The organism is Geodermatophilus sp. SYSU D00879 (genome assembly GCF_054050375.1).
In genome coordinates this window covers 252454-265950 of record NZ_JBJGZF010000002.1, presented here as the reverse complement: position 1 = coordinate 265950, position 13497 = coordinate 252454, and the positions used below count along the sequence as shown (strand labels likewise).

Annotated in this window: 16 protein-coding genes; 9 read left to right on the top strand and 7 right to left on the bottom strand. The window is 76.0% G+C overall.

The window, feature by feature from the left end; genetic code table 11:
• Positions 1 to 121: 121 nt before the first annotated feature.
• Together ACI79B_RS04685 and ACI79B_RS04680 are read left to right on the top strand one after the other, a co-directional pair.
• A complete protein-coding gene (locus ACI79B_RS04685) occupies positions 122 to 868 on the top strand; it encodes an SOS response-associated peptidase (RefSeq protein WP_456929277.1) in 747 nt (248 codons plus the stop codon).
• Positions 869 to 942: 74 nt separating this feature from the next.
• Complete coding sequence (locus tag ACI79B_RS04680) at positions 943 to 2439, top strand: fused MFS/spermidine synthase (protein WP_456929278.1); 1497 nt, start codon at positions 943 to 945, stop codon at positions 2437 to 2439.
• Here ACI79B_RS04680 and ybaK read toward each other — a convergent pair.
• Positions 2411 to 2965: a Cys-tRNA(Pro) deacylase gene (gene ybaK, locus ACI79B_RS04675; protein WP_456929279.1), complete on the bottom strand. Its 555-nt coding sequence runs from the start codon at positions 2963 to 2965 to the stop codon at positions 2411 to 2413. The genes ACI79B_RS04680 and ybaK overlap by 29 nt on opposite strands.
• A gap of 220 nt (positions 2966 to 3185) precedes the next feature.
• Here ybaK and ACI79B_RS04670 point away from each other — a divergent pair, with 220 nt between their 5' ends.
• The gene (locus ACI79B_RS04670) at positions 3186 to 3902 is read left to right on the top strand and encodes a sigma-70 family RNA polymerase sigma factor (protein ID WP_387990223.1); all 717 of its coding nucleotides are present in this window, start codon (positions 3186 to 3188) and stop codon (positions 3900 to 3902) included.
• Positions 3899 to 4237 carry a mycothiol system anti-sigma-R factor gene (gene rsrA, locus ACI79B_RS04665; RefSeq protein ID WP_456929280.1) on the top strand — a complete coding sequence of 113 codons (339 nt, stop codon included), beginning with the start codon at positions 3899 to 3901 and terminating at the stop codon, positions 4235 to 4237. Before ACI79B_RS04670 ends, rsrA begins: the two co-directional genes overlap by 4 nt.
• Before the next feature lie 81 nt (positions 4238 to 4318).
• Here the strand turns inward: rsrA and ACI79B_RS04660 are convergent, their stop codons facing one another.
• On the bottom strand, positions 4319 to 4393 hold the full coding sequence (locus ACI79B_RS04660) for a 50S ribosomal protein bL37 (RefSeq protein ID WP_014377707.1): 75 nt from the start codon (positions 4391 to 4393) through the stop codon (positions 4319 to 4321).
• A gap of 166 nt (positions 4394 to 4559) precedes the next feature.
• On the opposite strand from ACI79B_RS04660, the gene ACI79B_RS04655 reads away from it, so the two are divergent.
• Entirely contained in the window at positions 4560 to 5609 is a 1050-nt protein-coding gene (locus ACI79B_RS04655; protein ID WP_456929281.1) for a biotin carboxylase N-terminal domain-containing protein, read from the top strand.
• A gap of 63 nt (positions 5610 to 5672) precedes the next feature.
• Positions 5673 to 5897 (top strand): biotin/lipoyl-binding carrier protein, encoded by a 225-nt coding sequence (locus tag ACI79B_RS04650; RefSeq protein ID WP_387990214.1) that lies wholly within the window; start codon positions 5673 to 5675, stop codon positions 5895 to 5897.
• A gap of 16 nt (positions 5898 to 5913) precedes the next feature.
• Here the strand turns inward: ACI79B_RS04650 and ACI79B_RS04645 are convergent, their stop codons facing one another.
• Positions 5914 to 6708, bottom strand: a complete 795-nt coding sequence (locus ACI79B_RS04645) for an esterase/lipase family protein (RefSeq protein WP_456929282.1) — start codon at positions 6706 to 6708, stop codon at positions 5914 to 5916.
• 110 nt (positions 6709 to 6818) lie between these two features.
• Between ACI79B_RS04645 and ACI79B_RS04640 the strand changes: the two genes are divergently transcribed.
• A complete protein-coding gene (locus tag ACI79B_RS04640) occupies positions 6819 to 8390 on the top strand; it encodes a WS/DGAT/MGAT family O-acyltransferase (protein WP_456929283.1) in 1572 nt (523 codons plus the stop codon).
• A gap of 10 nt (positions 8391 to 8400) precedes the next feature.
• Here the strand turns inward: ACI79B_RS04640 and ACI79B_RS04635 are convergent, their stop codons facing one another.
• Entirely contained in the window at positions 8401 to 8907 is a 507-nt protein-coding gene (locus ACI79B_RS04635) for a GNAT family N-acetyltransferase (RefSeq protein ID WP_456929284.1), read from the bottom strand.
• 43 nt (positions 8908 to 8950) lie between these two features.
• Between ACI79B_RS04635 and ACI79B_RS04630 the strand changes: the two genes are divergently transcribed.
• Positions 8951 to 10450 carry a sensor histidine kinase gene (locus tag ACI79B_RS04630; RefSeq protein ID WP_456929285.1) on the top strand — a complete coding sequence of 500 codons (1500 nt, stop codon included), beginning with the start codon at positions 8951 to 8953 and terminating at the stop codon, positions 10448 to 10450.
• Positions 10451 to 10540: 90 nt separating this feature from the next.
• On the opposite strand, the gene ACI79B_RS04625 is transcribed toward ACI79B_RS04630, so the two are convergent.
• Together ACI79B_RS04625 and ACI79B_RS04620 are read right to left on the bottom strand one after the other, a co-directional pair.
• On the bottom strand, positions 10541 to 10789 hold the full coding sequence (locus tag ACI79B_RS04625; RefSeq protein ID WP_456929286.1) for a WhiB family transcriptional regulator: 249 nt from the start codon (positions 10787 to 10789) through the stop codon (positions 10541 to 10543).
• 318 nt (positions 10790 to 11107) lie between these two features.
• Complete coding sequence (locus ACI79B_RS04620; protein WP_456929287.1) at positions 11108 to 12130, bottom strand: diacylglycerol/lipid kinase family protein; 1023 nt, start codon at positions 12128 to 12130, stop codon at positions 11108 to 11110.
• 81 nt (positions 12131 to 12211) lie between these two features.
• On the opposite strand from ACI79B_RS04620, the gene ACI79B_RS04615 reads away from it, so the two are divergent.
• Positions 12212 to 12685, top strand: a complete 474-nt coding sequence (locus tag ACI79B_RS04615) for a hypothetical protein (protein ID WP_456929288.1) — start codon at positions 12212 to 12214, stop codon at positions 12683 to 12685.
• 25 nt (positions 12686 to 12710) lie between these two features.
• Here ACI79B_RS04615 and ACI79B_RS04610 read toward each other — a convergent pair whose 3' ends face one another.
• The gene (locus ACI79B_RS04610; RefSeq protein ID WP_456929289.1) at positions 12711 to 13496 is read right to left on the bottom strand and encodes an HAD-IIA family hydrolase; all 786 of its coding nucleotides are present in this window, start codon (positions 13494 to 13496) and stop codon (positions 12711 to 12713) included.
• Position 13497 lies beyond the last annotated feature (1 nt).

Sequence of the window (13497 nt, the reverse complement as noted above, 5' to 3'; positions counted from 1 at the left end):
TCTCTGCTCGCCGGGGTCTCCACCCGGGGCCCACGGAGGGCCCTCCTGCTGTCCCCGGTGCCGCCTAGAGTCGGTCCCGCGGGCCCGTCCCGGGCCGGCCCGACAGCCGGGAGGACCAGCCATGTGTGGTCGCTACGCCGCCACCCGCCGTCCCGAGGACCTCGTCGTCGAGTTCGAGGCCGTCCCCGCCGAGGGACAGGAGCCGCTGCGGGCCGACTTCAACGTCGCGCCGACCAAGGACGTCTACGTGGTCCGCACCAAGCGCGAGCGCGACCCGGAGGGCAGCCCCACCGGCGAGGCGCACCGGGAGCTGCGCTCGGTCCGCTGGGGCCTGGTGCCCTCCTGGGCCAAGGACGTGTCGGTCGGCAACCGGCTGCTCAACGCCCGCGTCGAGTCGCTCACCGAGAAGCCGGCGTTCCGCTCGGCCGCCCGCTCCCGCCGGTGCCTGGTCCCGGCCGACGGCTGGTACGAGTGGCAGAAGAAGCTCGACTCGCCCGGCAAGCAGCCGTACTTCATCACCCCGGCCGACGGGTCGGTCCTGGCCATGGCCGGGCTCTACGAGGTGTGGGGCAAGGGCGAGGACCGGCTCTACACCTGCACGGTGGTCACCGCGCCCGCCGTCGGCGCGCTCACCGAGATCCACGACCGGATGCCGCTGGTGCTGCCGCGCGAGCGGTGGGCCGACTGGCTCGACCCCGCCCGCGACGACGTCGAGGCGCTCGCGGAGCCGACCCCGCCGTCGGTGGTCGAGGGACTGGAGCTGCGCCCGGTGAGCCCCGCGGTGAACAACGTCCGCAACAACGGCGCCGGGCTGGTCGCCCGCGTCGAGGGCGCCAGCGCCCCGGCCGACCAGCCCGCGCTCTTCTGAGGAGCCGTCCCCTGAGCGAGCGCGCGTCCGCCGTCGTCCCCTCCGACCCGCCCGCCGAGCCGCCCGCCGGTCCCGTGCTGCCCGGCTGGGTGGCCGCCGGGGTGACCTTCCTCGCCTCCGGCGCGGTGCTGGTGCTGGAGATCGTCGGGCTGCGGCTCATCGCCCCCTACGTCGGCATCACGCTGCAGACCAACACCGCGGTCATCGGCTTCGCGCTGGCCGCGATCGCGGTCGGCGCCTGGGCCGGGGGCGCCACCGCCGACCGCCGCGACCCGCGCGGGCTGATCGCGCCGCTGCTGGTCGCCGGCGGGGCGCTGGTGATCGCCGTGCTGCCGCTGGTGCGCTTCACCGGGTCGTTCCTCACCGGGCCCGACGCCGGCGCCGTGCTGCTGCTGGCCGCGGTCGCCATCGTGGTGCCCGCGACGCTGCTGTCGGCGGTGCCGCCGATGGTGGTGAAGCTCCAGCTGGCCAGCCTGGCCGAGACCGGGTCGGTGGTCGGGAAGCTGTCGGGCATCAGCACGCTCGGCGGGATCGCGGCCACCTTCGCCACCGGCTTCGTGCTCATCGCGGTCTTCCCCAGCAGCGGCATCCTCGTCGGCACCGGGCTCGTGACCGTCGTCGCCGGGATCGCCGTGTTCCTGCTGCTGCGCCGCCGGTCCCCGGGCGGGGCCGGCCGGGTGCCGACGGCGCTGCTGCTGCTCGCCGTCGCCGGGTCGCTGCTGGCGGCCGTCGCGCCGACGCCGTGCGAGGAGGAGACCTCCTACCACTGCGCCCGCGTCGTGGCCGACCCCGAGCGGGAGACCGGCCGGGTGCTGGTGCTGGACACGCTGCGGCACAGCTACGTCGACCTCGCCGACCCGACGTACCTGGAGTTCCAGTACGTCCGGGCGATCGCCGCGGTCACCGACGTCCTGGCCCCCGCCGGGCAGCCGCTGTCGGCGCTGCACCTGGGCGGCGGCGGGGCGACCGTGCCGCGCTACCTCGCCGAGGTCCGTCCGGGCACGGAGAGCCTGGTGCTCGAGGTCGACCCCGGCGTCGTCGCGATCGACCGCGAGCAGCTGGGCCTGCAGACCTCGGAGCGGCTGCAGGTGCGGGTCGGCGACGCCCGTGTGGGGCTGGCGGCCGAGCCCGCCGGCACCCGCGACGTCGTCGTCGGCGACGCCTTCGGCGGCCTGTCGGTGCCCTGGCAGCTGACCACCGTGGAGGCGCTGCGGCTGGTCGACCGGGCGCTCACCGACGACGGCGTGTACGTCGCCAACCTCATCGACCACCCGCCGCTGGGCTTCGTGCGCGCGGAGCTGGCCACGATGCGCGCGGTGTGGCCGCACGTGCTGCTGCTCGCGCGCGCGCCGGTGCTGGCCGGCGAGGACGGCGGCAACGTCGTCGCGGTCGCCTCGCACCGGCCGCTGGACGAGGCCGCGCTCGCCGAGGCGCTGCTGGCGCAGGACTCGACCTGGCAGGTCGCCCCGTCCGAGGAGGTGGCCGCCCTCGCCGGCGACGCGCAGGTGCTCACCGACGACGCCGCGCCGGTCGACCAGCTGCTCACCCCCTACGGCGCCCCCAGCTCCTGATCGGCCCCTCGCAGGGGCCCGCCGCGAGCGTGCGAGGGGTGGGGGCGAGGGGTCCTTTCGCGATGGGGGCGGTGCGGGCGCGGGTGAGACGCACCAGTTCGGCCGGCGGCAGCTCCACCTGCAGCCCGCGCCGGCCGGCGCTGACCATCACCGTGGCGAACCCCAGCGCCGAGTCGTCGACCACCGTCGGCAGCGCCTTCCGCTGGCCGAGCGGGCTGATCCCGCCGAGGACGTAGCCGGTGGTGCGCTCGGCGTCGGCCGGGTCGGCCATCGCCGCCTTCCGCCCGCCGGCCGCGGCGGCCAGCGCCTTGAGGTCGAGGGTGCCGCTCACCGGGACGACGGCGACGGTCAGCGCGCCGTCGACGCGGGTGACCAGCGTCTTGAACACCTGGCGCGGGTCGGCGCCGAGCGCGGCCACCGCCGCCTCGCCGTGGCCCTGGTCGCTCGGGTGCTCGGGGTCGTAGGGGTGCAGGGTGTGCGCCACCCCGGCCTTCTCCAGGGCCCGCACCGCGGGGGTCGCCGCCACGGCCGGGCACTGTAGCCAGCGCCCGCGCGGACCGCCGCCGACTTCCCGCGGCCGGGGAATGAGCCCACCGGCGGGCACCGTTGCAGGGACCGTGAGCAGCACCGTCTCCAGCGCCCGCACGCGGGCCCCGCACCGGCGGCCCCCGGGCCGGCCCGACGCCGCGCGACTAGGATCGACCGACGTGGCAGCCCGCCTCCGGGCGCCGCAGAGAGGACGGTCGGTGCCTGAGGAGACCCCGGGCGGGAACCCCGCCGTCGAGCCGGTCGAGACCCCGCGCGAGCAGGTGGTCGGGGCTCCGGTGGAGGTGCCCGAGGCCCGCGAGGGGGGCAGCCGCACCGAGGTCGCCGAGACCCGCGCGGAGCGCGACGCCCGCTTCGAGCGGGACGCGCTGCCCTACCTCGACCAGCTCTACCCGGCGGCCCTGCGGATGACCCGCAACCCCGCCGACGCCGAGGACCTGGTCCAGGAGACGTTCGTCAAGGCCTACTCCGCGTTCCACCAGTTCGCCGAGGGCACGAACCTCAAGGCCTGGCTGTACCGGATCCTGACCAACACCTACATCAACAGCTACCGCAAGAAGCAGCGGCAGCCGCAGCAGTACCCCACCGACCAGGTGCAGGACTGGCAGCTCTACGCGGCCGAGGAGCACAGCTCCAGCGGGCTGCGGTCGGCGGAGATCGAGGCGCTGGACCACCTGCCGGACTCCGACATCAAGGAGGCCCTGCAGCAGCTGCCCGAGGACTTCCGGCTGGCGGTGTACCTCGCCGACGTCGAGGGCTTCGCCTACAAGGAGATCGCCGAGATCATGGGCACGCCCATCGGCACGGTGATGTCCCGGCTGCACCGTGGCCGGCGGGGCCTGCAGAAGCTGCTGGCCGACTACGCCCGTGAGCGCGGGTTCGTCCGCGCCGGAGCCGGTGAGGAGGGGCGGTCGTGAGCACCGAGCAGGAGCGTCCGGTCGAGATCTCCTCGTGCGACGACGTCCTGTCGCACGTCTTCGAGTTCCTCGACCGCGAGACCGACGACGCCCGCCGCGCCGTCATCGCCGAGCACCTCGAGGACTGCTCCCCGTGTCTGCGGCAGTTCGGCATCGAGCAGGAGTTCAAGGCGCTGGTCCGCCGCCGCTGCGGCGGCGACCCGACGCCGTCGGGCCTGCGCGATCGGATCAAGATGCAGCTGACCACCGTCTCCTTCGAGGAGGACGGCACGCAGATCAGCGTGGAGAAGGTCAGCACCGAGGTGGTCCGGACCGACTGGTCCGAGGACGCCTGAGACACCCCGGCACACGACGACGCCCCGCCCCCGGTCCTCCGGGTGCGGGGCGTCGTCGTGTCGGGCCCGTGAGGGCCGTCGTCAGGCGTTGGGGCGCTTGCCGTGGTTGGCCTTGTTCCCCTTGCGGGAGCGCCGCTTGCGTCCACGCTTGGACATCGCTGCCCTCCTCTCGTCGTCGTGGTCCGGAGTGTCCGAGGTCGTACCCAGGGTCCCACAGCGGATGAGGAGGCCCCCGCCCGGTGGCGTGGGTGTCGGCGGCGCGGGGCACGATGGCAGGGAGACCGGGCGGACGGCCCGGCGCGGGGACGGGAGGCCGGGAAGCGTGGCCCAGCACGGGATCGACAGCGTGCTCGTGGCGGGGCGGGGGCCCGCGGCGTGCGCGGTCATCGCGGCCTGCTCGCGGCTCGACGTGAAGTCGGTGGCGGTCTACTCCGAGGCCGAGCGTTCGGCCCGGCACGTGCGCCTGGCCGACGACGCGGTGCTGCTCGGCCCGGCGCCCGCGGCGGAGTCCTACCTCGCCGTCGACCGGATCGTGGAGGCCGCCCGCCGCAGCGGCGCCCGGGCCGTGCTGCCCGTGCCGCCGGCGCTGGCCGGCAACGCCGCGCTGGCCGGGGAGGTCACCGCGGCGGGGCTCACCTGGGTCGGCCCGCCCGCCGAGGTGCTCGAGCGGCTCGGCGGCGACGGCGTGGAGCCGGCCAGCGAGCACGGCCTGCTCGCCGTCGTCACCGAGGACGGCCTGCGCTTCCCGACGGCGGTCGCCCGCGACCGGGCGGCGGGCATCGCGCGGGTGTCCTGGACGCCCGACCCCGCCGGCGACGTGCCGCCCGGCGCCAAGCGGCTGGCCGAGGTCGGCTGGCGCGGGCTGGTCACCGTCGGCGTCGCCGAGGACGGCGAGCTGGGGGAGGTCGCGGCCGGCTTCTCCCTCGACATGGCCGTCCTCGAGCGGGCGCACCAGGTGAACGCGGTCGACCTCGCGCTGGCCGCGGCGGTCGGCCGCCGCGCGCCGCGCCGCCGCGCCGCCGACGAGCACCCGCCGCGGGCCGCGGTCGCCGTCCAGCTGCGCTCGACGCTGCCGCCGGGGCGGGCCGGCCGGGTGACCGGCGCCCTGCCCTCGGCGGGCCGGCTGCGCGGCACCACCGGGCGGACCGAGGTGGTCGCGGTCAGCGGCTACGACCCGGGCGACCGGCTCGACGGCTGGTACGACGCCCTGCTGGCCACCGTGAGCGCCGGGGCACCCGACACCGCCACCGCCGCGCGGGCGGCCGCCGCCGCGCTGTCCGGGCTGCCCGAGACGGGGGTGCCGCACGACGGCGAGGAGGTCTGCGCGGTGCTGCACCGGCTGGCCGAGGGGGAGCTCGCGCCGGGTTCCTGAGCGACCACCGGGCCGCGGGGGCCCGTGCTTGGATGGGGGCTCCGCTCAGCGAGGAGGTGCCGCGTGGCAGTCGAGGAGATCCACGCCGAGATGGTCTCCAGCGTCTGGAAGGTGCTGGTGAGCCCGGGCAGCGAGGTCTCCGCGGGGGACACCCTGGTGATCCTCGAGTCGATGAAGATGGAGATCCCCGTGCTCACCGAGCGCGCCGGCGTCGTGCAGGAGCTGCACGTCGTCGAGGGCGAGGTGCTGCAGGAGGGCGACCTCATCGCCACCGTCGCCGACGCCTGACCGCCGTCCCGGCGGCTCAGGTCGCCCGGCGGGCCAGGCCGCCCAGGCGGTCCCCGAGCAGCCGGTAGACCCCCGGGTGCACGCTCATGCCGACGTGGCTGGAGTCGACCTCGACGTTCTCGGCGTCCGGGTCCAGGCACGCGTGCCAGTCGACGACCCAGTCGCTGCGCGAGTAGACCGAGAGGTACGGCACCCCGGCGGGGAAGGGGTGGGCCAGGTCCTCGGCCAGCTCCCCGGCGCACCCGCCGTCCAGGCAGTCGTCGCGGAACAGCCCCGGCATCCCCGCGCTGCCCAGTGCGGCGACCAGCCGCACCTGCGCGGCCACCAGCGGGTTGATCGCCATGTGGTCGACGTTCGGGCTGCCGAGCGTGGCGATCCCGGCGACCCGGTCGGGCCGGCGCATCGCCACGAGCTTGGCGAACAGCCCGCCCCGGCTCTGGCCGACGACCGCCGCGGGCCGGGCCGTCCGGTCGGTGAACTCGACGAGGCGGCGCTCCAGGCGCTCCACCGCCAGGCGGGTGCAGTCGACGTTGACCCGGATCTGCGAGGTGCACGTCCGGTAGCCCCGGGCGCGCAGCCAGCGCTCCAGCACCGACAGCGACGGGTCCCCGGCGAGGAAGCCGGGCACGAGCAGGACCGGCAGGCCGCCGCCGGGCGGGACGCCGTGCCCCCGCCAGACGGGCGAGCGGGCCAGCGCGGCCGCCTCGCGCCACGGCCGCTGCGCCGCGAGCAGCGCCGCCACCGGGGACGCCCCGATCCACGGGGGAGCCTCGCCGGCCGGTGTCCGGGAGGAGTGCGCCGTCGTCTGCATGTCGGGTCTCCGCTCCCTCGACCGTCCGGTGCAGGGAAGTGTGGCCCCTGACACACTCGTGCACACGGCCGGGGCGCACACCCCGCCGTCTCCCGAGGAGGCCAGCGGACGTGAAGCAGCTGTCGGGTCTGGACGCGACGTTCCTGCACCTCGAGACGTCGGCGCAGTTCGGGCACGTCTCGAGCCTGTCCATCTACTCCCGCCCGGACGACCCCGCCTACCGGCCCTACGACGCGTGGCGCGCGCAGCTGGAGCAGCGGCTGCACCTGCTCGAGCCGCTGCGCCGGCGCCTGGTCGAGGTGCCCCTGGGCCTGGACCACCCCTACTGGGTCGCCGACCCCGCCTTCGACCTGGACTTCCACGTCCGGCACACGGCCGTCCCGCCGCCCGGCAGCGACGACCAGCTCGCCGCGCTGGCCGCGCGCCTGGTCTCCCGGCCCCTGGACCGGCGCAAGCCGCTGTGGCTGTCCTACGTCATCGAGGGGCTGGCCGACCAGCGCTTCGCCGTCCTGACGATCGTCCACCACGCCACCATCGACGGGGCGTCGGGCGTGGAGCTGATGACGCTGATGCTCGACGACACCCCCGAGGGCAACCGGACGCCGCCCGAGGCCGAGACCGGGACGTGGACGCCCGAGCGGCCGCCCGGCGACCTCGAGATGCTCGCGCGCGGTGCGCTCGGCCTGGCCCGCAAGCCTGCGCGCGGGGTGCTGCTCGCCGCGTGGAGCGCCCGCGAGATCGGCCGGGCCACGCGCAACCCGGTGCTGGTCCGGGCGGCGAACGACGTCCGGCGCAGCCTGCGCGGGCCCCTGGGCACCGTGCTCAACCTCGGCCGGCACCGCCCCGAGGAGCCCGACCAGCCGCCGCCGGTGCCCAGCGTCCGGCCGCCGCGCACGCCGTTCAACGGACCCATCACCCCGCACCGGAAGCTCGCCATCCGGTCGACGTCGCTCGACGTCGTCAAGGAGGTGAAGACCGCGCTGGGCGCCACCGTGAACGACGTCGTCATGGCCGCGTGCGCCGGCGGCCTGCGCACCTGGCTGGACCGGCGCGACGCGCTGCCGTCGGACCCGCTGGTGGCGCTGGTGCCCGTCTCGGTGCGGACCGGGGAGGAGACCGACCGCTGGACCAACCGGGTGTCGATGCTCTCGGCGGTCCTGCCGACCGACGAGCCCGACCCCGTCCGGCGGGTCCGCCGCGTGCACGAGGCGATGAGCAGCAGCAAGGAGATCTTCTCCGCGCTGCCCGCCGAGCGGCTCACCGACTTCGCCGAGTTCCCGCCGCCGGCGGTCTTCGCGCGGGCGATGCGGCTCAGCGCCCGGCTGCGGCTGGGCTCCCGCCTGAGCCCCGGCAACCTCGTCATCTCCAACGTGCCCGGTCCGCGCACGCCGCTCTACGCCGCGGGCGCGCGGCTGGAGCACTACTTCCCGGTCTCGACGATCGTCGAGGGGCAGGGGCTGAACATCACGGTGCAGAGCTACCTCGACCGCCTGGACTGGGGCCTGGTGTCGTGCGCCGAGCTGCTCCCGGACGTCGACGTGCTGCTCCGCGACATCCTCGACGACCTGGACGGCCTCGCCGCCGCGGCCGGCGTGCAGGTGCCCGCCCCGGAGGCGGCCGCGCCCCCACCCCGCCGTCCCGCCCGGTCCCGCAGCAGCGGTCCGGCGGGCGCGCGGCGCTGAGGGGACCCGGTCAGAGGTCGCGGGCGTAGACCAGCAGGTCGATGCCGGGACGCGGCGCCCAGTCGCGCTCGGGCAGCCGGGTGAAGCCGAGCCGGGCGTAGAGCCGGTGCGCGGCGGCCATCACCGGGTCGGTCGAGAGCAGCATGCGCCGCTTGCCGACCGCGCGGGCCCGGCGCAGGCACTCGGTCACCAGCAGCTCGCCGACCCCGCGGCCGCGCGCCTCCGGGTCGACGACGAGCATCCGGAACGCCGCCTCCTCCGGTGACTCGGTGATCTCGCCGAAGTCGCCCTCCAGCACCAGCGCCACCGCGCCCACGACCCGGTCCCCGTCCCGGGCGACCAGCAGCTGCGACCGGGAGGCGCGGCCCTCGACGTCGGCCAGCTGCGGCAGGTACGCCTCGGAGGCCAGCCGCTCGTCCCGGTAGACGCCGACGGTCAGCGCCGCGATGGCCGGCCAGTCGGCGGGGACGGCGTCGTCGACGGTCGCGGGCGGGGGGACGAGGGACGGTGCGGCCACGGGTGCCCAGCCTAGGCGGGCGCCCGCCCTACCCTCGGGGACGATGAGCACCCTCTCCGAGCGCCTCCACCGCGGCGCGGCGACCGCCCCGTCGCAGGTCGACCACGCGCGCCGCCTGGTGGCCGACTGGCAGCTGCTGGCCGACCTGGCCTTCGCCGACCTCACCCTGTGGGTGCCGCTGCGCACCGGCGCGTGGTGGTGCGTGGCGCAGGTGCGCCCGCTCACCGCGCCGACCAGCCAGCCCGAGGACCTGGTCGGCAGCGAGGTCGACGGCCCCGACGCCGACCCGTTCCGGCTGGCGCACCGCGAGGGCCGGCCGGTGACCGAGGGGGAGCCGGACTGGTCGGGCACCAGCCCGCGGCGGCGCGAGGTCATCCCCGTGCGGCACGACGGCGTCGTCGTCGCGGTGCTGGCCAAGGACACCAACCTGGCGGTGACCCGGTCGCCGTCGACGCTGGAGCTGACCTACCTCGACATCGCCGCCGACCTCTGCCTCATGGTCTCGGCCGGCACCTTCCCGCCGGAGAAGCTGCTCGACGCCGAGATGAGCCCGCGGGTGGGGGACGGGCTGGTGCGCCTGGACGCCGCCGGCCGCGCCGTCTACGCCAGCCCCAACGCCCTGTCGGCCTACCGGCGGCTCGGGGTGACCGGCGACCTGTTCGGCACGGACCTGGCCCGGGTGACGCGGGCGGCGTCGTCGGACCGGGTGGCGGGGGAGGCGGTCGCGGCCACCATCGCCGCCGCGGTGGCCGGGCGGTTCCCCGACCCGACCGACGTCGTGGGGCGGTCGGCGACGCTGCTGGTGCGCGCGCTGCCGCTGCAGGCGCCGGGCGCCGAGGAGGGCGCGCTGGTGCTGGTCCGGGACGTCACCGACCTGCGCGACCGCGACCGGGCGCTGCTGACCAAGGACGCGACGATCCGCGAGATCCACCACCGCGTGAAGAACAACCTGCAGACGGTCGCCGCGCTGCTGCGGCTGCAGGCCCGGCGGATGACCGAGCCGGCCGCGCGGGCGGCGCTGGAGGAGTCGGTGCGGCGGGTGGCCTCCATCGCCGTCGTCCACGAGACGCTGGCCGGCAGCCGGGAGGACGTGGTCGACGTCGACGACGTGCTCGACCAGGTGCTGCCGATGCTCGGCGACCTGACCTCGATCGGCCCGGCGGCGCGCACCCGCCGGGTGGGCGCCTTCGGCGAGCTGCCCGCGGCCACCGCGACGCCGCTGGTCATGGCGGTCACCGAGCTGCTGCACAACGCCGCCGAGCACGCCTTCCCCGCCGACGGCCAGCCGGGTTCGATCGAGCTGGCGGCCGAGCGCGACGGCGACGACCTGGTGGTGCGCGTCCGCGACGACGGGCAGGGGGTGCCGGAGGGGTTCGACCCGGCGCGCAGCGACGGCCTGGGCCTGCAGATCGTGCGGACGCTGGTGACCAGCGAGCTCGGCGGGTCCCTGCTCATCCGGACGCCGGAGGAGCCGCCGGGTCCGGGGCGGCCGGGCACCGAGGTCGTCCTCGAGCTCCCCGGGGCTGGGCGACCGCGCCGCTAGGCGGTGTCCTGAAACGGCGCGAGGCCGGTCCCCGCTCGGGGGACCGGCCTCGCGCCGTTGCTCAGCCGGCGGGTGCCGGCAGCTGCTGCGTCAGGCGCGGACGCGGGTGCGGGACTGACGGCGCTTGAGAGCACGCCGCTCGTCCTCGGACAGCCCGCCCCACACGCCGGAGTCCTGACCCGAGCGCAGAGCCCAGTCGAGGCAGGACTCGACGACCGAGCAGCGGTTGCAGACCGCCTTCGCCTGCTCGATCTGCACGAGGGCCGGGCCGGTCGTCCCGATGGGGAAGAACAGCTCCGGGTCCTCGTCCCGGCAGAGCGCGCGGTGGCGCCAGTCCATGTCTGTGCACTCCTCGGTGTCGACTACATTGCTTGCAGATCGCTGACATCGGGCCGCATGCGCGGGCGCGACACCGGTTGCCCAGCGCCTCGTTCCAGCGACCGCCCACCGCTTGTTACCGGCAGGTTGCGTTCCTCTCGCGATGTTTTCACCTGAGGAACTCGTGTCAAGCGCACCGGGGCCCTGGGTCGACCCCTCGTGAGCAACCTCACCACGCGCGTGCTAGGGGCGCCACTCGGCGGTGCGGTGGTGCTTGACACGGGCCCCCCGGGCGTGTCCTCGGGACGCCGTGGAGGGCTCCGCGCGCCGGGCGGTGCGCTAGGCGATGACGGCGAGCGCCGACGGCACCGACCGCACGCGCAGCCCGGTCGCCGTCCCGAGGTGGTCCCCGTCGAGCTGCCAGCCCTGCGGGCGCGACGCCCGCAGCTCGAAGCCGGCCAGGTCGTGCAGGCGGTGCACGCCGCGGCCGCGCGCGTCGGGGCGGCGGGCCAGCACCTGCCGGGTGGTGTGCAGCATCCGCAGCACGCCCATCCGGCCGAGGGCGAACACGTCGAGGCCGGCCTCGAAGGAGGCCTCGGGGCTCGGGTTGACCGGCCGGGAGCCCAGGTAGGTCCACGGGCTGACGTTGGAGACCAGGCAGAGGAACAGCCCGTCGAGGTCGGGGGAGCCCGGGACGCACAGCGTCACGGCGGGGCGGCGGCGCTCGCGGCCGAGGACGAACGCCCGGGTGGCCTCCCGGACGTAGAGTGCCCCGGTCGACCGGCGGCCGCGCGCCCGCTGCGCCTCCACCCGGGCGATGACGTCGGCGTCGAAGCCCAGGCCGGCGGCGAAGACGAACCAGCGCGGGTCGGTCCAGCCGGGGGCGGCCGCGGCGTCGGCCTCGGCGACGGCGGTGGCGACGCCCGGGTCCACCCCGCGCGCGGGCGCGGTGCTGGTGCCGGTGGCGCTGGCGGTGCCGAGGGAGACGCGGCGGGTGCGCCCGGCGCGCAGCGAGTCGAGGATCTCGCCGGTGGCCTCGACCGGGTCGCGGGAGCGGCCCAGCGCGCGGGAGAACACGTTGGTCGAGCCGCCAGGGACGACGGCCAGCGTCGGCACGTGCTCACCGGGGCCGTCGGTGAGCAGGCCGTTGACGACCTCGTTGACGGTGCCGTCCCCGCCGAGCGCGACGACGACGTCGAACCCGTCGGCCAGCGCCTGCCGGCCCAGCTCGCGGGCGTGCCCCCGGTGGGTGGTCTCGGCGAGGTCGACCTTGAGCTCGCTGGCCAGTGCGCCGACCAGCACGTCCCGGACCCGGCCGGTGGTCGTCGTCGCCGCGGGGTTGGCCACCACGAGCGCACGCATGGGGCCAGGCTAGCCAGCACCGGGGCGCCCGACGGGCACGGACGGGACCTGGCGTGACCGGTGACGCGTAGCCTCGCTCCTGTGACGGACGAGGACGCGACCCGCCGCCCCAGCCGGGCCGAGCGGCTCCTCGGCGGCGCCGCGCAGCCCTCCGCCCGACCGTCGCGGCCGGCCCGGCCCGAGGCCCCGCCGGCGGTGGTCCGGGCGGCGCTGGTGGCCGCGATCGAGGCGGCCCTGCTGATCGGCGGGGCGCTGGTCATCCTGTGGCTGACGCTCACCAGCGACCCCGACAGCGTGGCCCGCGCGCTGGCCGAGGTGGTCTACGTCGGCATCTTCGGCGCCGTCCTGGCCGCGGCCGCGGTGGGCCTGCGGCGGCTGTCGGGGTGGGCGCGGGGGCCGGTCGTCGTGCTGCAGATCCTGCTCGGGTTGTTCGGCTACAGCACCGCGTTCCCCGGCGGCCAGCCGCTGCTGGGCATCCCGCTGATCGTGCTGGCGGTCGCCGAGCTGTACCTGCTGTTCACCCCCGAGGCGCGGCTGGCCTTCCTGGACCGCTGAGCGACCGGGCGCTGGACGACCCGCGCTAGACGACCAGGTCGACGACGTCGGCGATCGAGTCGAGGACCCGGCTGGGCCGGAACGGGAAGCGGCCGACGTCGGCGGCGGTGGTCGAGCCGGTGAGCACGAGGATCGTCTCCAGGCCCGCCTCGATGCCGGCGACGACGTCGGTGTCCATCCGGTCGCCGATCATCACCGTGCTCTCCGAGTGCGCGTCGATCCGGTTCATCGCGCTGCGGAACATCATCGGGTTGGGCTTGCCGACGAAGTAGGGTTTGGCGCCGGTGGCCTCGGTGATCATCGCCGCGACCGAGCCGGTGGCGGGCAGCGGCCCCTCCGGCGAGGGCCCGGTGACGTCGGGGTTGGTGGCGATGAACCGCGCGCCGGTGCCGATGAGCCGGATCGCCCGGGTGATCGCCTCGAACGAGTAGGTGCGGGTCTCGCCGAGGACGACGAAGTCCGGGTCGGTGTCGGTGAGGGTGTAGCCGGCCTCGTACAGCGCGGTGGTCAGCCCGGCCTCGCCGATGACGTAGGCCGAGCCGCCGGGCAGCTGGGTGGACAGGAAGTCCGCCGTCGCCAGGGCCGAGGTCCAGATCGAGGTCTCGGGCACCTGCAGGCCCGAGCGCGACAGCCGGGCGGACAGGTCGCGCGGCGTGAAGATCGAGTTGTTGGTCAGGACGAGGAACCGGCGGTCCTTGTCGACCAGGCGCGCGAGGAACTCGGCGGCGCCCGGGAGGGCCTGGCCCTCGTGCACGAGGACGCCGTCCATGTCGGTCAGCCAGCACTCCGCGGTGCCGCGCTCGATGGTCACC